This is a genomic window from Deinococcus peraridilitoris DSM 19664 (assembly GCF_000317835.1).
Taxonomy (GTDB): Bacteria; Deinococcota; Deinococci; order Deinococcales; family Deinococcaceae; genus Deinococcus_A; species Deinococcus_A peraridilitoris.
Genome location: NC_019793.1, coordinates 124,588 through 145,614, shown reverse-complemented (window position 1 = coordinate 145,614; position 21,027 = coordinate 124,588). Strand labels below are relative to the sequence as shown.

At 64.5% G+C, this 21,027-nt stretch carries 17 protein-coding genes; 11 read left to right on the top strand and 6 right to left on the bottom strand.

All coding sequences use genetic code 11. The annotated features are described in order from the left end of the window. Positions 1 to 38: 38 nt before the first annotated feature. The 5 genes from DEIPE_RS00545 (at position 39) to DEIPE_RS00525 (ending at position 4,441) form a co-directional block, all read left to right on the top strand. Positions 39 to 857, top strand: a complete 819-nt coding sequence (locus DEIPE_RS00545) for a purine-nucleoside phosphorylase (protein ID WP_041230608.1) — start codon at positions 39 to 41, stop codon at positions 855 to 857. A gap of 13 nt (positions 858 to 870) precedes the next feature. Next, positions 871 to 1,542, top strand: a complete 672-nt coding sequence (locus DEIPE_RS00540) for a YggS family pyridoxal phosphate-dependent enzyme (protein ID WP_015234031.1) — start codon at positions 871 to 873, stop codon at positions 1,540 to 1,542. Then, positions 1,539 to 2,294 carry a DivIVA domain-containing protein gene (locus tag DEIPE_RS21830; protein WP_015234030.1) on the top strand — a complete coding sequence of 252 codons (756 nt, stop codon included), beginning with the start codon at positions 1,539 to 1,541 and terminating at the stop codon, positions 2,292 to 2,294. Before DEIPE_RS00540 ends, DEIPE_RS21830 begins: the two co-directional genes overlap by 4 nt. A 138-nt stretch (positions 2,295 to 2,432) precedes the next feature. Beyond that, positions 2,433 to 3,188: an ABC transporter ATP-binding protein gene (locus DEIPE_RS00530; RefSeq protein WP_015234029.1), complete on the top strand. Its 756-nt coding sequence runs from the start codon at positions 2,433 to 2,435 to the stop codon at positions 3,186 to 3,188. After that, complete coding sequence (locus DEIPE_RS00525) at positions 3,188 to 4,441, top strand: ABC transporter permease (protein ID WP_015234028.1); 1,254 nt, start codon at positions 3,188 to 3,190, stop codon at positions 4,439 to 4,441. The genes DEIPE_RS00530 and DEIPE_RS00525 overlap by 1 nt, the downstream gene beginning before the upstream one ends. Positions 4,442 to 4,548: 107 nt before the next feature. Here the strand turns inward: DEIPE_RS00525 and DEIPE_RS00520 are convergent, their stop codons facing one another. Then, positions 4,549 to 6,582 carry a thioredoxin domain-containing protein gene (locus DEIPE_RS00520; protein ID WP_015234027.1) on the bottom strand — a complete coding sequence of 678 codons (2,034 nt, stop codon included), beginning with the start codon at positions 6,580 to 6,582 and terminating at the stop codon, positions 4,549 to 4,551. A gap of 691 nt (positions 6,583 to 7,273) precedes the next feature. Between DEIPE_RS00520 and DEIPE_RS00515 the strand changes: the two genes are divergently transcribed. Next, positions 7,274 to 8,401 carry a zinc-dependent alcohol dehydrogenase family protein gene (locus DEIPE_RS00515; protein ID WP_015234026.1) on the top strand — a complete coding sequence of 376 codons (1,128 nt, stop codon included), beginning with the start codon at positions 7,274 to 7,276 and terminating at the stop codon, positions 8,399 to 8,401. A 114-nt stretch (positions 8,402 to 8,515) separates the two neighbouring features. On the opposite strand, the gene DEIPE_RS00510 is transcribed toward DEIPE_RS00515, so the two are convergent. Beyond that, positions 8,516 to 9,268 carry a TerC family protein gene (locus tag DEIPE_RS00510; RefSeq protein ID WP_015234025.1) on the bottom strand — a complete coding sequence of 251 codons (753 nt, stop codon included), beginning with the start codon at positions 9,266 to 9,268 and terminating at the stop codon, positions 8,516 to 8,518. A 393-nt stretch (positions 9,269 to 9,661) separates the two neighbouring features. Here DEIPE_RS00510 and fdhF point away from each other — a divergent pair, with 393 nt between their 5' ends. From fdhF to DEIPE_RS24415, 5 genes are all read left to right on the top strand, one after another. Beyond that, positions 9,662 to 12,703 (top strand): formate dehydrogenase subunit alpha, encoded by a 3,042-nt coding sequence (gene fdhF / locus DEIPE_RS00505; RefSeq protein ID WP_157448716.1) that lies wholly within the window; start codon positions 9,662 to 9,664, stop codon positions 12,701 to 12,703. After that, entirely contained in the window at positions 12,703 to 13,203 is a 501-nt protein-coding gene (locus tag DEIPE_RS00500) for a helical membrane plugin domain-containing protein (protein ID WP_015234023.1), read from the top strand. Before fdhF ends, DEIPE_RS00500 begins: the two co-directional genes overlap by 1 nt. Before the next feature lie 10 nt (positions 13,204 to 13,213). Continuing rightward, positions 13,214 to 14,083 (top strand): formate dehydrogenase accessory sulfurtransferase FdhD, encoded by an 870-nt coding sequence (gene fdhD / locus DEIPE_RS00495; protein ID WP_015234022.1) that lies wholly within the window; start codon positions 13,214 to 13,216, stop codon positions 14,081 to 14,083. 227 nt (positions 14,084 to 14,310) lie between these two features. After that, positions 14,311 to 15,711: an L-lactate MFS transporter gene (locus DEIPE_RS00490; RefSeq protein WP_015234021.1), complete on the top strand. Its 1,401-nt coding sequence runs from the start codon at positions 14,311 to 14,313 to the stop codon at positions 15,709 to 15,711. A gap of 16 nt (positions 15,712 to 15,727) precedes the next feature. Next, positions 15,728 to 15,871, top strand: coding sequence for an MFS transporter small subunit (locus DEIPE_RS24415; RefSeq protein WP_015234020.1), 144 nt, complete (start codon positions 15,728 to 15,730; stop codon positions 15,869 to 15,871). Between the two features lie 85 nt (positions 15,872 to 15,956). Here the strand turns inward: DEIPE_RS24415 and DEIPE_RS00485 are convergent, their stop codons facing one another. The 4 genes from DEIPE_RS00485 to icd form a co-directional block, all read right to left on the bottom strand. Continuing rightward, a complete protein-coding gene (locus tag DEIPE_RS00485; protein WP_015234019.1) occupies positions 15,957 to 17,477 on the bottom strand; it encodes a B12-binding domain-containing radical SAM protein in 1,521 nt (506 codons plus the stop codon). A gap of 228 nt (positions 17,478 to 17,705) precedes the next feature. Next, the gene (locus DEIPE_RS21825; protein ID WP_015234018.1) at positions 17,706 to 19,247 is read right to left on the bottom strand and encodes a peptidoglycan-binding domain-containing protein; all 1,542 of its coding nucleotides are present in this window, start codon (positions 19,245 to 19,247) and stop codon (positions 17,706 to 17,708) included. A 108-nt stretch (positions 19,248 to 19,355) separates the two neighbouring features. After that, positions 19,356 to 19,568, bottom strand: coding sequence for a hypothetical protein (locus tag DEIPE_RS00475; protein ID WP_041230607.1), 213 nt, complete (start codon positions 19,566 to 19,568; stop codon positions 19,356 to 19,358). 105 nt (positions 19,569 to 19,673) lie between these two features. Then, positions 19,674 to 20,915 carry an NADP-dependent isocitrate dehydrogenase gene (gene icd, locus DEIPE_RS00470; RefSeq protein WP_015234016.1) on the bottom strand — a complete coding sequence of 414 codons (1,242 nt, stop codon included), beginning with the start codon at positions 20,913 to 20,915 and terminating at the stop codon, positions 19,674 to 19,676. Between the last annotated feature and the right edge of the window lie 112 nt (positions 20,916 to 21,027).

Genomic DNA, 21,027 nt, shown 5'->3' with positions numbered 1-21,027 from the left:
GCCTTGCCGTGCGCCAGGGCAGACTCCACAATGCGGACATGACGCATTTTGACGACGTGATGGCAGCGCGTGACTTCGTGCGCGAGCGGGCGAACCTCATTCCCGAGGTGAGCCTGACCCTCGGTTCCGGACTCGGTGGTCTGGCCGACGAGCTGACGAACGCCATCAAGATACCCTACGCCGAGATTCCTCACTTTCCGGTCTCGACTGCGCCCGGTCACGCCGGTGCGCTCGTGCTGGGTGAGCTTGGCCACCGACCGGTGGTGGCGTTTCAGGGCCGGGTGCACTATTACGAGGGCTACACTCCCGGGCAGGTCGTCTTTCCGGTGCGCGTGGCCCATGCGCTCGGCGCCCGGGTGTTCGTGATCACTTCGGCAGCGGGCGGTCTGCGTGCCGAGTGGAAAGCCGGCGACCTGATGCTGCACCGCGATTTCATCAACTTTACCGGCACCAACCCACTCATCGGCCCCAACGAACCCCGTTTTGGCGAACGCTTTCCGGGCATGTTCGACGCCTACGACCCGCAACTGCGCGAACGGGTCAAGCAACTCGCGCGTGCCCGCGATCAGGAATTGCGCGACGGCGTGTACATCGGCATTTCCGGTCCGACCTACGCCAGTCGGGCCGAATTGGTCGCCTACCGTGCCTGGGGCGCCGACGCCATCGGCATGAGCACTGTCCCTGAGGTGATTGCGGCGCGCCACCTGGGCGCGCGGGTCATCGGAATCTCGACCATCACCGATCTGGCGATTCCCGAGCACCACGAGCACGCCGGTGAACAGGAGGTCATCCGGGTGGCGCAGGCCAGCGCGCAGAGGCTGGCGGGCCTGGTGCGCGACATCGTGGCGACGCTGTGAAGAGCTGACGCTGATGGGACTTCCAGAAGTATTGGCGCACATCCGGGCAGCCGAGGCCGGGGCTGGCCGATCGCCGGGAAGCGTACGGCTCGTGGCGGTGACCAAGGGCCACGGCGCGCCGGAAATTCGGGAATGCGTGCTGTCACATGGCACCTTCGCGCTGGGGGAAAGCAAGGGCCAGGAACTGCGCGACAAGCGCGCCGAACTGGGCCTTCTTGGCCTTCATCCACAGTGGCACTTTATCGGCGCGTTGCAGACCAACAAGCTGAAGTACCTGCAAGGTGTTTCACTGGTGCACTCGCTCACCCGCCGCGATCACGCCGCCGAACTGGCCCGCCTGGGCGACAGGTGGGGAGACGTTCCGGACGTGCTGCTGCAGGTGCACAACGGCGAGGCACAGAAACAGGGCGTGGCGCCGGGCGAGCTTCGCGCGGTATACCATGAGGTGTCGCAACTGGGTCTGCGCGTGCGAGGACTGATGGTCATGGCGCCCGAGGGTGACCGGCAAGCGGCGCACCGCATTTTTCGTGATACCGCCGCGCGCGCCCATGAACTGGGACTTTCCGAACTCAGCATGGGAATGAGTGACGACTACGCCGAAGCCATCGGTTGCGGCGCCACCCTGGTGAGGGTGGGGAGGGCTCTGTTCATGAAGGACACAGCGCAATCAAGGACCGTGCAATGAAGGACCCGATGAAGTTTACGCCGCTTGACATCCGACATCAGGAATTCTCCGGGGCACTTTCCGGCTACGCGCGGCGTAAGGTCCGGGCCTTTCTGACCGAACTCTCCGACCATGTCGAGGAGCTGCTCCGCGAACAGCAACTGTTGCACGAGCGACTTGCCGAACAGGAGCGGCGCCTGGAGGAGTACCGCCACAGCGAGGACGAACTCAAGCGGACCCTGGTGGCCGCCGAACGGATCACCACCGAAATGCGTGCCAGCGCGCAGAAGGAAGTCGAGCTGATGCTGCGCGAAGCCGAAGCCGACCGGGAGCGCGTCTTTACCGACGCGCGTCTCGGGCAGCAGCACCTCGAGCAGCAGTTCCAGGCCCGCCATGCCGAGCTGGAGCATGCCTACCAGGTGCGGCAGGCTGAACTGGAACAGCAGTACCGCAACCGTGCGAGCGCTATCGAACAGGAAGCCATGGCGCGCCGCAGCGAACTGGAAAACAGCCTCTCGCGTCTGCGCGCCGAACGCGCCCAGTTCCTCGCGCAGTACCGTGCGCTGCTGCAGGGCTTTGGGGAACTCGCCCGTCACCACGAGGCCGAGCTGAGTTCGGCCAACGAAACGCGGGGCCGTCTTGAACTGGGAGAGGCGGCGCCCAGTGCGGCCGCACTGGGCGCCGGGGAAGACCCGGGCGCGATGTCCGACCTCGATCCGGACGGCACGGCAGACGAACCCTCCACCGTACCCACGTTCTCGCATCAGCTGTAACAAGTGAGCGCCCCACGGGGTCTCTGCCGAGGTCGCGGCGCAGGTCCCGTGGGGCGCCCATCACGAAGCCGCGCGAGCAGCCGGTCATCGGTGCGCAACTTCGCCGCGTAACCTCGCGTAGGACCTTCGGAGGTCAACATGCTGCACATCGAACATCTGAGCAAGCGCTACGGCTCGTTTCATGCGTTGCGCGACGTGAGTTTTCAGGCCGGGGAAGGACAGGTCTTTGGTCTGCTGGGCCCCAACGGTGCAGGAAAGACCACGCTGCTGCGCATCCTGGCCACCCTGCTCTCGCCCACCGCCGGAAGCGCGCGGGTGGCAGGGTACGACGTGCGCCGCGACGCCGAACGGGTGAGAGGACTGATCGGGGTGGTGAACGGCGGTATGGGGCTGTACGACCGCCTGACGGGCCGCGAGATCCTGCGCTACTTCGGCGGATTTTATGGCCTCAGCGACGCCCGCACGGATCGGCGCATCGACGAGCTCGACGGTCTGCTCGACCTCGGCGAGACCCTGGGGCGTCGCAGCGGCGACTTCTCGACGGGCATGAAGCAGAAAATCGTCATCGCCCGCGCGGTGCTGCACGATCCGCAGGTCCTGATTCTCGACGAGGCCGCCAGCGGTCTCGACGTGCTGGCGCGCCGCTCTCTGCTCGATTTCGTGCTGCGTTACCGGGCGCCCGGCAAGCTGGTCCTGTACAGCACGCACGTCATGGCCGAAGTCGAGGAAGTGGCCGACCGGCTGGCCATCATCGAAGGCGGAGAACTGCTGACCGTGGATACGGTCGGGGGGCTGCTTCGCTCAACCGCGCAACCCAGCCTGGAGCGCGCCTTTTTTTCGCTGCTGCAAGACCGGGCCCGACAGGAACGGCGCGCTCCACAGAGTGTGGCCTGATGCGCGGCCACTTCATCTGGAAAGTCGCCTACAAGGAACTGGTCTCTACCCTGCGCGACCGGCGCACTCTGGTCAGCACCATCGTGATGCCCCTGATTTTTATTCCGCTGTTCACCATCGCGTTTCCGTTGCTGCTGTCGCGCACCTTCGGGGGTGAGCAGGAACGGCGCCAAACGGTGGGGGTCGTTGGACTGGCCAGTTTGCCCGAAGGGTTGCGTGAACGCCTGACCCGCAGCGAGCGTGCACCGGACGGAAGCGTTTTGCGCTCGGGGGTTGACCTTGTGGACGTACGCGAACCACTGCAGGCCGTGCAGAGCGGAAAGGCGCAGGCGGTTCTCGAGTTGCCCGCCCGGTTGCCCGGCGGGGCAGGTGAAGGCCAGGCGACCGTGAAGCTCTACAGCAAGTCCAGCGATCAGCGGATTCAGGCCGGGGCGGCGCAGAAGGTGCGTGACGCCCTGCGTGATTACAACGACACGCTCGTACGGGCGAAACTGCGCGAGCTGAGTTTCGACGAAACCTTTCTGGCACCCCTGCGCGTCGAAGCGGTCGACGCGGCCACGACACAGGAACGTTCGGGTGGACCGCTCGGCTTCATCATTCCGTACTTCCTGCTGCAGTTCATTCTGGCGGGCGCCATGGCCACGGCCATCGACTCGACTGCCGGAGAAAAGGAGCGTGGCACGCTGGAAGTACTGCTGGTCTCGCCGGTGCGGCGCTCGGAGGTGGTGGTGGGCAAACTGCTGGCCACAACACTCTTTGCCATGGCGAGCGCCGTTTTCGGGGTGGCGGGCTTCGCGCTGGCGGGGCCGCTGGGTCGCCTGGTGCTGCCCGAGCAGGTGGCTGGAGAGGCGTTCGCGAGCGCCCTGGGGGGAACCCTCGCCGTCGGGGCGGGTGAGCTGCTGATTCTGCTGGCCGTGGCGGTCAGTGCGGCCCTGCTGATTTCGGCGATCCTGCTGTCGATTGCTGTCTTCGCCCGCTCGTACAAGGAGGCACAGACGTACCTCACGCCCATTGCCATCGTGCTGATCATTCCGCTGTTCATGCTGCAGTTTTCGGACTTCCTCACCAAGACGCCCCTGCTGTACGCCATCCCGCTGGTCAACGGCGCGCTGGTGATTCTGGACATCATCAAGGGCGCATTGCTGCCCGCGAACGCCGTCACCGCGATCGTGTCGAATCTGGTGTACACCGTGCTCTTTACCTTGTTGGCCCTGCGGTCGTTCAGCCGCGAGCAGGTGATCTTCCGCAACTGAGCGCATCCACCTGCATTCAGAAGGGGTGAATCCGCCCGGCTTCACCCAGGCGCTCAGAGGGAGGGGTGTTTCCGGCCTCCTGAGCGCCTGCTGCTTCGATTCTGCAGTCAACGGGCCTGAGTCAGTGCGTTCAGCTGCTGCCCGAGCGTGGCCGTGTCACGGGCCGGCAGGTCGCAGGCGAAGTTGCGGCACACATACGCCACACCTTCGCCCGAGCGACCCTCCAGCACCGGCAGCCCACTGCCTGCCTCGCTGGGCGCGAGGGCAGCAAACGGCAGAAAATGCCGGGCGAGTTCGGCCTCGAAAGGCGCGCGTGCCTGCGAACTCCCCAGCACCGCAACCTCGACGTGCGGCGCCGTCAGCAGGGCGTGTGCCTGCCACAAACCACCGAAACCACTGGGCGCGGCCAGCATGTCGGCAGCGAAGGTGCCGATGGTCCGCGTCGCGAGTTCTTCTCCGCGCGGGTCGCCGTAATAGCGGCCCATCCACAGGCCCAGCAGGGCCGCCGCCGCGTTGTCGCTCATCACTGCCGAATCGAAAGCGTCCTTCTGACGGGTGATCAGCGTTTCCGCGCGCGCAGAGGTGCTCCAGAAGGCGCCGCCCTCCTGGTCCCAGAATTCGGTGGCGACCACGTTCCAGAGCTCTCGGGCCCATTCCAGGTGAGGCAGGTGGCCACTCGCCTGGTACAGCTCGATCAGTCCCAGCGCGTACAGGGCGTGGTCTTCGAGCAGGCCCTGTACCCTGGCCTGACCGTCCTTGTAGCTGTGACGCAGGGTCGCGTCCTCGCTTCGCAGATGCGAGCGTACGAAGTCCGCATTGCGTCGGGCCACGTCCAGAAAGCGTTCCTCGCGCAACACGCGCGCGGCCAGCGCAAAGGCGCCCAGGGCGAGTCCATTCCAGGAGGTCAGTACCTTGGTATCGGTGCCCGGGTGAACGCGCAACTCGCGCTCTTCCCACAGCCGCCGACGGGCGGCCTCCAGGCGGCGGCGCACGTCAGGCTCACTCAGACCGAACTGCTCGGCCAGTTCAGTCGGACTGGCCACCACCGACAGCACGCTGCGCCGCCCGAAGTCCGGGTGGTGCGGGTCCATGAAATTCCCCTCGGCCGTGACGCCCCAGAAGCGCGCGGCCAGCGCGGCGTCGTCACCCAGAATGGCCTGAAGTTCCTGGGGCGTCCAGACGAAGAATTTTCCTTCGATGCCTTCGCTGTCGGCGTCCTGCGCGCTGTAAAAGCCGCCTTCGGGTGACAGCATCTCGCGCTCCAGGTACTCCAGCGTTTCACGCGCGAACTGGGTGAAGGACGCCTCACCCGTCAGCTGATAGGCCTGCAGGTACACTCGCGCGAGTTGGGCGTTGTCGTAGAGCATCTTCTCGAAGTGCGGAACCAGCCAGCGCTCGTCGACACTGTAGCGGTGAAATCCACCTCCCAGCTGATCGTACAGGCCACCGGCGGCCATTTTTTGCAGGGTGGTCAGTGAGATGTCGCGCGCCTGCGGCTGGGTCAGCAGATACGCGAGCGTCGTGGGTGCGGGAAACTTGGGCGCCGAGCCAAAGCCTCCGTGACGGGCGTCGAAGAGCTTGCGCACCTGTGCCAGGCCGCGCGCAGTAAAGTCGGCGGGCAGGGCCTCGCTGCCTTCGCGCCTCCCGGCGCTTTGCAGGTGCTGTGTGAGCGTTTCGGCATTCTGCATCAGGTCCTGACGCCGCCCGTTCCAGGCCTGCGCAACTCCAGCGAGCACCCGCGAAAAGCTGGGCATGCCGTGCGCGTCTCGCGGTGGAAAGTAAGTACCGGCGTAAAACGGGCGACCCTGCGCATCGAGGAAGACGGTCATCGGCCAGCCACCCGAGCCAGTGGTGGCCTGCACGGCGCTCATGTACACCGCGTCCACGTCGGGCCGCTCCTCGCGGTCGACCTTGATGTTCACGAAATGGGTGTTCATGAATCCCGCGACCGTTTCGTCCTCGAAGCTTTCGTGGGCCATCACATGGCACCAGTGACAGGTCGAGTAGCCGATGGACAGCAGGATCGGCTTGTTTTCGTTCAGGGCCTTCTGAAAGGCCTCGGGTCCCCAAGGAAACCAGTCGACCGGATTGTCCTGGTGCTGCAGCAGGTACGGGCTCGTTTCGTGCGACAGGCGGTTCATGCGGGCAGCCTAATCCAGCGTGGTGGATGACAAGTAGGAAAGAGGTGGCGTTTTCTTAGGCTGTCGGGGCAGCGGATGGCTAAACACCGAACTTGCCCGGGCGAACGCCAAGTCGATGCCAGTCCGGTGGCGGGAGACTTGAAGACATTCGCAATAGCAGCCAGGACCTTCGGTGGTCAGTTCTCCAGCACATCATGACTGTACGCTTTTCGGCCAGGACTATTCGGGCAGCGGAGGGGCGTGCCAGTCAGATCCAGCCGGCAATTGATTTCCTGCTCCCGCGTCACACGGTACCGTGCCGGGTGGAATGGGTCGGGGCGTGAGAACATCCTGGGCGACGGCGCTCAGAATGACACTGAGTCAGCTGTGATGCTTGGTTGAGCATGGTGCCTCTGGCTACGGCCATGACCAAGCGCCTCGCGGAGCGATTTGCTTTGCGATCACGTTAAGAGTAAGGTCACGGTGCCGTCCAGACTCACCTTTTGTGGGCGCCACACTGCAGTTTCGTTTGATGTGACGTCAGTGCTGCTCTGCCTCGGGTCGGCCTGTGTGACTGGCCAAGCTCCTACCTTGGCGGTCCCCATCCGCCTCCCGGGCAATACTGGGCTGGCAAGACATTGCCGGAAATCCCTTTGGTGCTCGTAACATTCTTTCTGCCGTGTCAGGACGCGCTGACCTATCAAGGAGACACATGCTCACGACTGCCGCCGTTCTTCGCTTCATGGGCACACCGGGGCCGTATGCCACTTCGCGGCCCCTCAGCATCGAGACGGTGCGGCTCGATCCTCCGGGTGAAGGAGAAGTCCTTGTGGAAGTCGCCGCCGCGGGACTGTGCCACTCGGACCTCTCGGTGATCGAGGGCGTGAGGCCGCGTCCCCTGCCGATGCTGCTGGGTCACGAGGCCAGTGGCGTGGTCGTCTCGATCGGTCCAGGTGTCCGGAGCGTTGCGGCTGGCGACCACGTTGTCTGTACCTTCGTACCGTCATGTGGGCACTGTCTTCCTTGCGCGACCGGACGTCCGGCCCTCTGCGAGCCGGGCGCGCAAGCCAACGCGGCCGGAACCCTGCTGTCGGGGGTGCGGCGCATCCGCACCGACGATGGCCCACTGCATCACCATCTTGGCGTTTCGGGATTTGCCCGCCACGCCGTGCTGTCCGAACGCTCCGTGGTACGCATCGATCCGGACGTTCCGTTGCGCGAAGCCGCGCTCTTCGGGTGCGCCGTCCTGACCGGCGTGGGCGCGGTCATGAACACCGCCCGAATCGAACCCGGCATGAGCGCGGCCATCTTTGGCCTGGGAGGGGTGGGCCTGAGCGCGGTGATGGGCGCGGTGGCCAGCGGCGCCCACCCTGTCATTGCCGTGGACGTCGTGGAAGCGAAGCTTGACCTCGCCCGGCAGATGGGGGCCACCCACGTGGTTCACGCGGCCCAGGACGATCCGGTGCACGCTATTCGTGAGCTGACCGGTGGGGGCGCGCAGCATGTCGTCGAAACGGTGGGCAGCGAGCGGGTACTCGTCCAGGCTTATCAGGCCACCCGCCGTGGCGGCACCACCACCACCGTCGGGCTTCCGGCACCGGACCGGGCCTTCTCGATTCCGGCAGTGTCGCTGGTCGCCGAGGAGCGCACCGTCAAGGGCTCGTACATGGGCTCGACCGTGCCGAGCCGCGACATTCCGCGTTTTATTGCCTTGTGGGAGGCTGGACGGCTGCCCGTCGAGCGGCTGCTGACGGGCACGCTGGCGCTGCAGGACATCAACGCGGGTTTCGACGCCCTGGCCGCCGGTCAGGCAGTGCGCCAGCTGGTGACCTTCGAATAGTGCCCCGGTGCGGACGCCCAGGCTCCCGCGTTTTGGGCAGTACGTAGGCCCATCAGGACGCCTGCCCGCGCCGCTTCACCTTCTGGAGTTGCTGATCCAGAAGGTGAAACAGGCTCAGACGGATTCCTGGTGTGGTTCGTTGAACTCGACGGGTTTGCCCTTCCGGGTACGCAGGTTCAGCATCTCGACCAGGACCGAGAAGGCCATGGCGAAATAGATGTAGCCCTTGGGAACGTGGAAGTCCAGTCCTTCGGCAATCAGGGTCGTGCCGATGAGCAGCAGAAAGCTCAGTGCCAGCATCTTCACCGTCGGATGGCGGTTCACGAAAGCACTGATCGGTCCGGCTGCGGCCAGCATGACCGCAACCGTGACCAGCACGGCCGAGACCATCACGCCGATGTCATCGACCATGCCGACGGCGGTGATGATGCTGTCAAGTGAAAACACCATGTCCACCACCAGAATCTGCGCGATCACCGCCGCGAACGTCGGTGCTGCGCGCACCACTCCTGCGTGATCCTGGCCTTCGAGCTTTTCGTGAATTTCGCGCGTGGCCTTGTACAGCAAGAACAACCCACCTGCGATCAGTACCAGATCTCGTCCGCTGATCTCCTGGCCGAGCACGGTAAAGAGCGGCGTGGTCAGGCGGACGATAAAGGCGATGAAGACCAGCAGCAACAGGCGCATTCCGGCAGCCAGCAGCAGACCGATCGTGCGGGCGCGGGCTTGCAGGGCGGTGGGCAGTTTACCGGCCAGAATCGAGATGAAAATGATGTTATCAATGCCCAGAACGACTTCCAGCACGACGAGCGTAGCAAAGGCAATCCAGGCTTCGGGCGAGGAGATCCAGTTGAACAGTTCGAACATTGCGGTCCTTTCGTGACGGCCACCTGCAGGCAGCAGGCTGCCCGAAGCGGCGACTTGCGAGGCGCTGCCCGGAAAAAAGGTCGCGCGCTGAACAATCGAGCCGGTGTTCTGCAGGTTCAGGCAGCACCACTGTCGCCCGTGACATCGAAACCTCCAGCCCGGGTCTCACCTTATTCTGCAGGCACCGGGAAGTCGCCCATACCGTGCTGACGATGGGTGCACCTGTTCACGGGCGGTTGCTCTTCCAGCGCGGCCTTGTGCCTCCGGCTCCGGGTAGGCCAAATATATATGGCAGAAACCAGACGAGGAACGCGCGCCGACGATCACCGTCTGTTCAGCGAGGTTTCACAAGCTGGGACGCTTTACATTTCCGAGCGCCCCTGCATGACGAGTATGAAAGGCACCTATGCCAACAATTCGCTTGCGGAGGCCAGCTTGAACACCAATGAACTGCAGGTGACGGTGAACGGAACGCCTCAGCGTGCCCGTGCAGGTGAGCCTTTGCTCGAAGTGATCAACCGGGCCGGCCTGGAAATTCCTCAGGTCTGCTACCATCCGCAGCTGGGCCCGATTCAGACCTGCGATACCTGCCTGGTGGAGGTCAACGGTGAGCTGGTGCGCTCCTGCGGCACCCCGGTGACCGAAGGCCTCAGCGTACGCACCGAAACCGAGGCGGCACGGAGGTCACGCGCGGCAGCTTTCGACAAGATTCTCGGCAACCACCTGCTGTACTGCACGGTGTGCGACAACAACAACGGCAATTGCGTGGTGCACAACACCACCGCGCTGCTGCGCGTCGAGCATCAGGTCACGCCTTACCACCCCAAGCCCTACCCCAAAGACGAGAGCAATCCCTTTTACCGCTACGACCCTGATCAGTGCATTCTGTGCGGACGCTGCGTGGAAGCCTGCCAGAATTTGCAGGTCAACGAGACGCTCACGATCAACTGGGAAGACCCCAACCCGCGTGTGCTGTGGGACGGCGGACGGCCCATCGACGAGAGCAGCTGCGTCAGCTGCGGCCACTGCGTCACCGTCTGCCCGTGCAACGCCCTGATGGAAAAGAGCATGCTGGGCGAAGCGGGCCTGATGACCGACCTGCCGCTGCCGATCTTCAACTCGGCCGTGGACCTGGTGAAAGCCGCCGAGCCCAGCGTCGGATACGGCCCGATCCTGCGTCTGTCGGACACCGAGCACGCCATGCGCGAGGAGAGCATCAAGCGCACCAAGACGGTCTGCACCTACTGCGGTGTGGGGTGCAGCTTCGAGGTGTGGACCAAGGACCGACATATCCTCAAGGTCGAGCCCACCCACGGCCCGGCCAACGGCGTCTCGACCTGCATCAAGGGCAAGTTCGGCTGGGATTACGTCAACAGCGACCGGCGCGTCACGACTCCCTTGATCCGCGAAGGCAACACCTTCCGTGAAGCGTCGTGGGACGAGGCGCTGTCCTACATCGCGCGCCGCATGACCGAAATCAAGGCCGCGCATGGCCCCGACGCGCTGGCATTCATCGCCTCCTCGAAGTGCACCAACGAGGAGTCGTGGCTGATGCAGAAGCTCGCACGTTCGGTGATCGGCACCAACAACATGGACAACTGCTCGCGCTACTGCCAGTCGCCCGCCACCATGGGACTGTGGCGCACGGTGGGCTACGGCGGAGACAGCGGCAGCATCAGCGACATCGAGCAGGCCGGGCTGGTGATCGGCATCGGTACCAACACCGCCGAGTCGCACCCGGTGCTGGCCACGCGCGTCAAGCGCTCGCACAAGCTGCGTGGGCAGCGCTTGATCGTGGCCGACCTGCGTGAACACGAAATGGCACAGCGCGCTGACCTGTTCGTGCGCCCCAACCCCGGCACCGACTTCGTGTGGCTCAGCGCCGTGGCAAGATTCATTCTCGATGAGGGCCTGGAGGACAAGGAATTCCTGGCCCGGTGGGTCAACGACCTCGACGAATTTAGGGCGAGCATCGAGGAGTACACCCTGGAACGCGCCGAGGAGATCACCGGCATTTCACAGGATGTTTTGCGCCAGATCGCGCACGAAATCGTGAATGCCGACGGTACCTGCATCATGTGGGCCATGGGTGTCACGCAGCAGTGTGGCGGCTCGGAGACCTCCACCGCCATCAGCAACCTGCTGCTGGTGACCGGGAACTACATGCGCCCGGGCGCGGGCTCTTACCCGCTGCGCGGCCACAACAATGTGCAGGGCGCCAGCGACATGGGCGCCATGCCGAACTTCGTCGGCGGTTACCAGAGCATCAACGACGAAGGGGTGCGTGCCAAGTTTGCCGCGAAGTGGGGAACGGAGCTGCCCACCAACAAGGGACTCGACAACCACGAGATGGTGCACGGCATCCACGCGGGCACGATCAAGGCGGTGTACCTCAAGGGCGAGGAGATGGGCCTCGTCGACTCGAACATCAATTACGTCGATCAGGCCTTCGAGATGCTGGAATTCTTCGTGGTGCAGGAGGTGTTTTTCAGCCGCACGGCCGAGTTCGCCGACGTGGTGCTGCCGGCCAGCCCCAGCCTGGAGAAAGACGGCACCTTCACCAACACCGAGCGGCGCATTCAGCGCCTCTACCGCGCGCTCGAACCGCTCGGACAGAGCAAACCCGACTGGGAGATCATTCAGGCAGTCGCCAACGCGCTGGGCGCCGGTTGGAACTACCAGCACCCCAGCGAGATCATGGACGAGATCGCCAGCCTCGTTCCCCTGTATGCGGGCGTCACCTACGAGCGCCTGGAAGGCTTCAAATCGCTGCAGTGGCCGGTGTTGCCCGACGGCAGTGACACGCCGCTGCTCTTCACCGAAGGCTTTCCCTTCCCGGACGGCAAGGCGCGCCTGTACCCGGCGCAATTCATCGGGCGCTTTGAACCCCTCGACGAGGAGTACGACCTGCACCTCAACAACGGGCGCATGCTCGAACACTTCCACGAAGGCAACATGACCTACAAGTCGCCGGGCATCACCCACAAGGTGCCGGGCATGTTCATCGAAGTCTCCGAGGAACTCGCCCGCGAGCGCGGCCTGGAAAACGGGCGTTTTGTGCGGCTCGTGTCGCGGCACGGCGCCATCAAGGGCCGGGTTCTGGTGTCAGGACGGGTGTTCGGCAAGCAGGTATACGTGCCCATGAACACACAGGAGGCGCCGCACATGGTCAACCGCCTCACGGGCAGTCACACCGATCTCAGCACCCACACGCCCGCCTACAAGGACACCGCCGTGCGCCTGGAAGTCCTGCCCGACATGGGTGACAGCCCGCTGCCACGCTGGAACCACCGTTATGGGCAGCCGACTCCCCAGCGGGGTGTCGAGGTCGAACGCAAATGGCGCCGCGCCGATTATGTGTTTCCCGGTCACCTGCCGGGACGCATGCAGCTGGCCCGCCACGTTGCGCCTGAGCTGATCGGAGGTGATGACTGATGGCAAAAGCCCTGCAGTTCGATCCACGCGTGCTGCTGCCTACGCCTTCCGAACGCCTCGCCGAAGGCACTGCCGAGAGTGCGGACGCACTGGTCGAAGCCCTCGAACTGCTGCGTGAACTGCACGAGCACAAGGTGCTGCACACGCTCACCCGGCTCGTGCAGGGCGGCGAGGGCCTGAGTTTTCAGGCGCTGGAAATCCTGAACGAGCCGGGCAGCGTGCGCGCGCTGCGCAACGCGCTCGAACTGGTGAAGGTGCTGGGAAGCGTCGAACCCCAGGCGCTCAGTGCTGTCTCGGGCGCGCTGGCCGACGGCATGCGGGAAGGCGCGCGCCGCGTGCAGGAAGGCGAGCGGGCCGGGCTCGGTGAGCTGCTCTCGCTCGCCCGCGACCCGGATGTCGGCCTGGCCCTCGGCGCGCTGGTGGGTGTGCTGCGCGGTTTCGGCAAGAGCCTCAGGGCACGCTCGCAGCACGGCAATCCTCCTGAAGCAGACCACACCTGAGGACTCCGGCGTGACGTCGCCCCGCACTTCCCGCACCGTTCTGCGCTACAGACAGCAGACGCCCTGCTGCCATGAAGAACCTGACGAGGTCGTCACCGAGGAACCCCTTGAAATCCGCCTTGTGCAGGGTGACGAGGAGCATTCGGTGGCGCTCACCATGCGCACGCCCGGCGCCGACGAGGACCTGGTGCTAGGGCTGCTGCACGCCGAAGGCGCCATTCACAAGGCACGAGATGTCCTGAGCCTTGACGTGTGGCAGGAGGGCGAAGAGGTCAATCCGAACGTCGTGCGCATTCAGTTGCGCTCGGGATTTCAAGTCCTGCGCCGCCTCTCGCGCAACAGCTTCACCAGCAGCGCCTGCGGTGTGTGCGGCACCGGCAGCATCGAAATGCTGGCGCTGCGAGCCGCGCCTGCCGCTTGGAACGCGCCGCCGCTCGATCCCGAACTCCTCGGCGGGCTTCCGGAGAAACTGCGCAAGCGCCAGACGCTCTTTGAGTCCACGGGCGGCCTGCACGGCGCCGCCCTGTGTGATGCGCGCGGGCAGCTGCTCGCCGTGCGCGAGGACATCGGGCGCCACAACGCGGTCGACAAACTGATCGGTTGGGCGCTTCGTCAGGACCTGCTTCCCCTGAGCGACCATCTGCTGGTCGTCAGCAGCCGGGCGGGCTTTGAGATTTCCCAGAAGGCCGCGTTGGCCGGAATTCCGGTCATCGTGGCAGTCTCCGCGCCGTCCAGCTTGGCCATCGAGGTCGCCGAGAGTTTTGGGCAGACGCTGCTGGGGTTCGTGCGCGAAGGCCGCTTCAACGTGTACTGCGGTGCCGAGCGCTTGGCACTGACCTCCTCACGGGCTCTGGCGCCGAGCGCCACCTCGCCGCCCTAAAGCGTTTGTCCATTCCACCCTTGGAGGAAGACACTCCATCAATTCCATTGTCTTGGGCAGAACGGACGCCCATGAGGACGCCTGCCCGCTTCCAAACGCTCCTGGTCAAGGTCACTCGCTCCGCTCGATCAAAGACATTGATCAAAAACCTATCAATGTCTTTGACAACCGCTTTAAGGGCGGCCGACCGTAAAAGCCACCTGTCAACGCTCTCCCGGAGGTCCCTGATGTCCTTTCTAGACCGTGCACATTCCGTTGCCGAGCCCGGCTATAACCGCTGGCTCGTGCCACCCGCGGCGCTCGCCGTTCACCTTTCCATCGGCAGTATCTACGCCTACAGTGTCTTCAACGCACCCCTGAACGCGCACGGGGGCTGGAGCCTGCTGGCCATCGGCTGGATCTTCTCGATTGCGCTTGCCGTGCTGGGCGCTTCGGCGGCCATCTTCGGCAAGTGGGTCGAGCGCGTCGGCCCGCGTATGACCATGTTCACCTCCGCCGTGTGCTTTTGCGGTGGGTTTCTGCTGGCGGCGGTGGGGTACTACACCAAGCAGCTGTGGCTGATCTACCTGGGCAACGGTGTGCTGGGTGGCATCGGTCTGGGCCTCGGGTACATCTCACCGGTGTCCACCCTGATCAAATGGTTTCCCGACCGTCCGGGCGTGGCCACTGGCATGGCCATCATGGGCTTTGGCGGCGCCGCGCTCGTTGCCGCGCCGCTGTTCGTGTCCCTCATGAACTACTATGGTGGTGGCGTGCCCGCGCAGGGCATCGGGGCCACCTTCGTGACAATGGCCATCGCGTATTTCATCTTCATGATGTTCGGGGTGTTCACCGTGCGCGTGCCGCCTCCGGGCTGGAAGCCGGTCGGCTGGGTGCCCAAGACAACCGAGAACCGCATGATCACCACTGCCAATGTGGACGCCGACACGGCCATCCGTACCCCGCAGTTCTGGCTGCTCTTCGCGATTCTCTTCCTGAACGTGACCGCCGGCATCGGTGTTCTCGGCCAGGCGTCCGTGATGATTCAGGAAATGTTCTCCGCGGCCGCCGTCGGTGAGCGCGCCGCCGTGACCGCCGCCGCCGCCGGGGGATTTGTCGGCCTCCTGAGTCTCTTCAACATGGGGGGCCGCTTTCTGTGGTCCTCGCTCTCCGACAAGATCGGGCGCAAGAATACCTACTTCACGTTCTTTGCGCTGGGCGCCGTGCTGTACTTTCTGGTGCCCTACACCGGCCGGATCGGCAGCGTCGAACTCTTTGTGGTGGGCTTCGCGATCATCCTGACGATGTATGGGGGCGGCTTTGCGACGATTCCCGCTTACCTGCGTGACCTGTTTGGCACCTACCAGGTCGGCGCGATTCACGGCCGCCTGCTGCTCGCGTGGTCGCTGGCGGCGGTCGTGGGTCCCTTCCTGGTCAACTTCATCCGTCAGACGCAGATCGAGAGCGGTATTCCGCCCGCTCAGGCCTACTCGACCACCATGTACATCATGGCGGGACTGCTGGTTGTGGGCTTCATCTGTAACCTGATGGTCCGTCCGGTCAATCCGCGCTTCCACCGCATTCCGACGACCGACACCGAGCAGACCCCTCTGCTCCCCACCGGCACGAGCACGACTTCCAACCGCTGAGAAGACGAGGTAGGACATGAGCGACCAACGCGTGCACGACCCCGAAACCCAACACGTTCCCACCGGCAAACTGGCCTTCGCCTGGATTCTGGTGAGCATCCCGCTGCTGTGGGGCGTCTACCAGACGGTCCTGAAGTCGATTCCGCTGTTCATGCGCTGACGCCGTAACCGTCAGAAAAGGCCGCTCTTCCGGAGCGGCCTTTGATTTGAGCACTTCACCTTACTGGAGCACTTCAGAACGCTGCTTAAATGGACAGTCCGCCCGCGTGCGCGCTCACGCCGCGCAGCAGCTGCCCTGGTGGCAGATCGATGACTGCGCGGTTCTCCTCGAACTCGTCGTGCCAGCCCATCTCGTCGAGGACTTTCTTCCACTCGCCGATGCTCTCGTTCTTGTAGAGGCGGTAGGCGGCCATACCGATCTCGGCGCCACCCCGCGCGATGACGCTCTCCACCCAGGCCCACTTGGCGCTGACATTGCGCAGCTCGGCCACCGTGCGGAGCTCTTTCTGGATGCGCTTCAGGCGGCCTTCGATTACCTTGACACCCGCAAAGGCGTCGGCGAAGTGCGGGGTGTGCCGCTTGGGCACGAAAGGGGAGACCCCCAGCGCGATACGGTTGACCTTGGCGAGTTCTTTCGTGAAGGAAATCAGCTCGGTGATGTCCTCGTCGGTTTCCGGGCCGAGGCCGATCATCATGTAGACCTTGAGGCCCGAAAAGCCCAGGTTGCGGCTGATGTGGGCCGTCTTGAGCAGGTCCTCGGTGGTGATGCCCTTCTTGAGCCAGCGGCGCAGGCGCTCGCTCGGGGCGTCAGACGCGACCGTGAACGTCCGCAGGCCACCCGCCTTGAGAATCGCAGCGAGTTCCTCGTCGACGGTGTCGGCACGGATGCTCGAGACGCCCAACTTGACGCCGCGCTCCGTGAGGGTCCGGCCCACGTACTTGGTGTGCGGGAAATCGCTCAGCGCCGCGCCCACCAGCCCGACCTTGGTGGCCCAGTCCGGGATTCTCTCGAGCAGCTCGTCGCCGCCGTTGTTGCGGTTGGGACCGTACATGGTCCGCGCCAAGCAGAAGGTGCAGGGACGTGGGCAGCCGCGCTGCGCTTCGACCAGGAACATGTTGCTCAGTTCCGAGTGCGGTGTGACGATCTGGCTGTAGGCCGGCAGCAGTTCCTTGGGTGCGGTCGCCCACTTGGGCTCGTGCACGTGACGATGCGGCAGGAAGATGCCCGGCACGCCGTCGATCAGGTCAAAGAAATCCTCGCGCCCCGACGCTTCGCGCAGCGCCTCGCTGATGACCGGCACCAGCTGCTCACCGTCGCCGATGGCGATGATGTCCGCAAAGGGCGTCAGGGGATACGGGTTGCTGCTTGTGAAGGGCCCGCCGATCATCACGATCGGATCGCGCTCGTCACGCTCCTCGCGCAGTGGGGCAAGGCCCGCCACGTCGAGTGTACGAATGATGTTGGTGAGGTCGAGCTCGAAGGACACGCTCATCGCAAAGAGTTCGCAGTCCCCGGCGTTACGGCCCGTCTCGACGGTGGGCAGCGCGCCACGGAAGTTTTCGGGTTCGTCGGGTAGAAAGGCGCGTTCGCAGGCGACGCCTTCCTCGTTGTTGAACATGCGGTAGATGACCTGATACCCCAGGCTGGCCATACCGACGCTGTAGCGGTTCGGGAAGGCCAGCGTCACGCGGATCGGCGCCTGCTTGTGAATGGTGCCGGTCTCGTCGTCGAGCAGGGGTTTGAGTTGATCACGCCAGTAATTCAAACGCTCTCCAGGGGCGCGAAAAGCCCGGCAGAAATCGTGGCCGAGCCCCTCGTCGAAGGTGATTGATGTGAGGACCGCTGTCCGGTGTGCGAGCGTCGAACCGGACGCTTGGCAGGTGACGGGCGGTCATGAGAAAGGCGGCGGTACACGCCGCCAGGAATTCACTATAGCCCGGTTCGTGAGGCGCTTTCGTGGTTCAGTCGGGGTTCTCGCCCTGCGCCAGAGCGGTTACTGCTGTGCCTCGACGTCCGCCTGGGCGAAGGCCCGCGCCGTGCCTGAGAACAGCCGTTTCCAGGTGGCCTGGTCGACCACGCCGGTCACCGGCAGGCCGTTGGCTTGCTGAAATGCCCGCACGGTCGCCTGTGTACGTGGTCCGTACCAGCCGTCGCCACCGGATCCACGCGGCATTCCCGCCACATCTACCAGCCGGTTCTGAACCCGACGAACATCCTCTCCGTGCATGCGGGGCTCGCCCAGTGACAATTCCCGCACGAAATTATCCGGACCCCCGGTCGTTTCGGCAGGCGGCGCTGGTGACTCTGTCTTCGTTTCGGGCGGTTGTGCGTTCGTCTGGGGGGCTGGAGGAGTCTCGGCGGCCCGCACCGCGAAAGTCTGGGCCTGCTCGGAAAAGAGCCGCTCCCAGGTGGCGCGGTCCACGGTGCCCGTTGCGCTGAGGCCATTGGCCTCCTGAAATGCCCTGACCGTTCTTTCGGTGGTGGGGCCATACCAGCCGTCTCCCCCGGGACCACGCGCCATTCCTGCCACGTCCATGAGCCGGTTCTGGACGCGCCGGACATCTTCGCCGGTCAGACGCGGCTCGCTCAGCGACAAGGCGCGCGTGAACGTGTCTTCCGAAGGGCGGTCTGCCGGAGGGCGGAGCGTATCTGGCTGCGCCAGATTACCGCTGGCACTTTCCTGAGGTGCGGAACGCAAAGTGGCAGGTGGTGCGGGAAGCGCCTCGGGTGGGGGCAGCGGGGTCTCTGCTTCGCTGTCCTGTGGGGACGCCACAGCGGCATTCCTGGGGGAGGGTTTTGCTGGGGGAGGAGTTTCGACGGGTGGAGCAGGAGCCTGAACGGGCGACCGTGGTGTGGTAGGCGGCGCCGTGTCCGTGGAGCGAGGTGGCAGGGCGGGTTCGGGCGTCGGTCGGGGCGCCTGGGTGGTGGCAGGCTTGGGTGAATCCGGCGTTGTGCGCGGTGGGGTGGGCTCCGGCGCCGGGGTTGTGGCCGCGACCGGGGCCGCGTCGCGTGTGGCGAGCGGAGGAATAACCGGCAGTTCGCCTGTCTCACGATTCGGCGGCCTGTTCTGTTCGTGCCAGCCCACTTCGGCGGTGAGCGTACCGGCACCCTGCAGGCGCAGCAGCGTTCCTGCGGCCGCGCGTTCGGCGCTGACGCCCAGCAATTGCCCCTGATGCCGGAAGGCGTTGACGGGCACGTCGCGGTACTGCTCGGCACGCCATGACGTCGACCAGCGATTTCGCAGCGAAGTGTCCAGCTGTTCGACGACCTCGTAGGGCGCGCCGGGCGAACGCACACAGACCATTCGCTGCCTGCCCGAGCGTGCCGCAAGAAGCTGAGGCTCGCCTGACACTGCCGGTGTCGTACTCGGGCAAGGCGTGACCACGCCGCCGGTGGCGCGCGCCACGACAGAGGCGGCCTGATCGATCACCTGCTCGGGCGTGTCGGCGGTGAAACGCGGCAGCACCAGCGCCGCGAGAATGATCCCGGTACGTGCGCCCGTGAAAGCCGCCGGAGACCAGCGCAGAACTGCCATCGTTCCTTATTGTGCGCGGGCGTTTCCTGGGGCGCGTGATGAACCCCTAAAATTCCTCGGAGCGCCAGTTCATAACGAGTCACGCCAAAAAGGAGAGACTCCCAACGGTCACGGTCGGCGGTAGAGGCTGGCCATGAAGTACGTCAGTCCACCCAACAGCGCGGCAAGCAGCAGGTACCACACCAGCTTGGCCAGCACCAGGGCGCTGCCCGCCAGGAATACCCCCAAAAAGCCCAGCAACTGCCCGAACAGGTACAGGGCCGCAAGTGCGATGCCCGCGAGGAGCACCACGGCGAGGAGGCTGGTGAAAAGACGCCACATGCGCAGACAGTTTATCGGACTTTCACGCGGCGCGGCGACCATGGTCGCCGATTGCAAAAAGGCGGGCCACTGGCCCGCCTTTCACGAAGCTCTTCACCTGCGGTTTTACATGTTGGCAATGATGTGGTCGGCGAACTCGCTGGTCTTGACCTCGGTGGCGCCGGGCATGGCGCGCGCGAAGTCGTAGGTGACGTTTTTCTGCGAGATGGTCTTGTCGAGGCCCGCGACCACCAGATCGGCGGCCTCGTTCCAGCCGAGGTGGCGCAGCAGCATCTCGCCTGACAGGATCACGCTCGACGGGTTGATGACGTCCTTGCCGGCGTACTTGGGCGCGGTACCGTGGGTCGCTTCGAAGACGGCGTGGCCGGTGAGGTAGTTGATGTTGGCGCCGGGCGCAATGCCGATGCCGCCCACCTGCGCCGCGAGCGCGTCGGAGAGGTAATCGCCGTTGAGGTTCAAGGTGGCGATCACGTCGTAATCGGCAGGGCGCAGCAGGATCTGCTGCAGGAAGTTGTCGGCGATGATGTCCTTGATGATGATACCGCCCGGCAACTGGCACCAGGGTCCGCCGTCGATCTCGGTGGCGCCGAATTCGCGCTTGGCGAGCTCGTAACCCCAGTCGCGGAACGCGCCCTCGGTGAACTTCATGATGTTGCCCTTGTGCACCAGGCTGACGCTCTTGCGGCCGTTGTCGATGGCGTACTGAATGGCCGCGCGAATCAGGCGCTCACTGCCCTCCTTGGAGACGGGCTTGACGCCGAAGCTGCTGGAGTCGGGAAAGCGAATCTTGCTGACGCCCATCTCGTTGATCAGAAAGTCGCGCATTTTGGCGGCCTCGGGCGTGCCGGCTTTGTACTCGATGCCCGCATAGATGTCCTCGGTGTTTTCACGGAAGATGGTCATGTCGACCAGCTCGGGCTGCTTCATGGGGCTGGGCACGCCGTCGAAGTACTTCACGGGACGCACGCAGGCGTACAGATCGAGTTCCTGACGCAGCGCCACGTTGATCGAGCGGATGCCGCCGCCCACGGGCGTGGTGAGCGGACCCTTGATGCCGACCAGATACTCGCCAAAAGCGTCGATGGTGCCCTGGGGCAGCCAGATGGTCTCACCGTAGACCTCGTTGGCTTTTTCGCCCGCGTAGACTTCGAGCCACTCGATCTTGCGCTTGCCGCCGTAGGCCTTCTCGACGGCGGCGTCGAGCACCCGCACCGAGGCGCGCCAGATGTCGGGGCCGGTGCCGTCGCCTTCGACGAAGGGAATGATGGGCTGGTCCGGCACGTTCAGTTTGCCGTCCGTGAGGGTGATCTTTTCGCCTTGCGTCGGAATCTTGATCTTGTCGTCCATATCCCGACTACTTTACCCCGGAACTTTCAAGGGCGGTACTCTGCCACTTGCGCTGTTACACCTATCATGTTAAGTGTCACACAGTTGCAAGCTTGCAACTATTGCACAGTTT

Excerpts from the sequence above, each read along its gene's own strand:
- DEIPE_RS00500 (WP_015234023.1), top strand. The coding sequence starts at position 12,703 with ATGGCAAAAGCCCTGCAGTTCGATCCACGCGTGCTGCTGCCTACGCCT.
- DEIPE_RS00545 (WP_041230608.1), top strand. The coding sequence starts at position 39 with ATGACGCATTTTGACGACGTGATGGCAGCGCGTGACTTCGTGCGCGAG.
- DEIPE_RS21830 (WP_015234030.1), top strand. The coding sequence starts at position 1,539 with ATGAAGGACCCGATGAAGTTTACGCCGCTTGACATCCGACATCAGGAA.
- DEIPE_RS21825 (WP_015234018.1), bottom strand. The coding sequence starts at position 19,247 with ATGGCAGTTCTGCGCTGGTCTCCGGCGGCTTTCACGGGCGCACGTACC.
- DEIPE_RS24415 (WP_015234020.1), top strand. The coding sequence starts at position 15,728 with ATGAGCGACCAACGCGTGCACGACCCCGAAACCCAACACGTTCCCACC.
- DEIPE_RS00515 (WP_015234026.1), top strand. The coding sequence starts at position 7,274 with ATGCTCACGACTGCCGCCGTTCTTCGCTTCATGGGCACACCGGGGCCG.
- DEIPE_RS00475 (WP_041230607.1), bottom strand. The coding sequence starts at position 19,568 with ATGTGGCGTCTTTTCACCAGCCTCCTCGCCGTGGTGCTCCTCGCGGGC.
- DEIPE_RS00525 (WP_015234028.1), top strand. The coding sequence starts at position 3,188 with ATGCGCGGCCACTTCATCTGGAAAGTCGCCTACAAGGAACTGGTCTCT.
- icd (WP_015234016.1), bottom strand. The coding sequence starts at position 20,915 with ATGGACGACAAGATCAAGATTCCGACGCAAGGCGAAAAGATCACCCTC.
- DEIPE_RS00530 (WP_015234029.1), top strand. The coding sequence starts at position 2,433 with ATGCTGCACATCGAACATCTGAGCAAGCGCTACGGCTCGTTTCATGCG.
- DEIPE_RS00520 (WP_015234027.1), bottom strand. The coding sequence starts at position 6,582 with ATGAACCGCCTGTCGCACGAAACGAGCCCGTACCTGCTGCAGCACCAG.
- fdhF (WP_157448716.1), top strand. The coding sequence starts at position 9,662 with ATGAAAGGCACCTATGCCAACAATTCGCTTGCGGAGGCCAGCTTGAAC.
- DEIPE_RS00540 (WP_015234031.1), top strand. The coding sequence starts at position 871 with ATGGGACTTCCAGAAGTATTGGCGCACATCCGGGCAGCCGAGGCCGGG.
- DEIPE_RS00510 (WP_015234025.1), bottom strand. The coding sequence starts at position 9,268 with ATGTTCGAACTGTTCAACTGGATCTCCTCGCCCGAAGCCTGGATTGCC.
- DEIPE_RS00490 (WP_015234021.1), top strand. The coding sequence starts at position 14,311 with ATGTCCTTTCTAGACCGTGCACATTCCGTTGCCGAGCCCGGCTATAAC.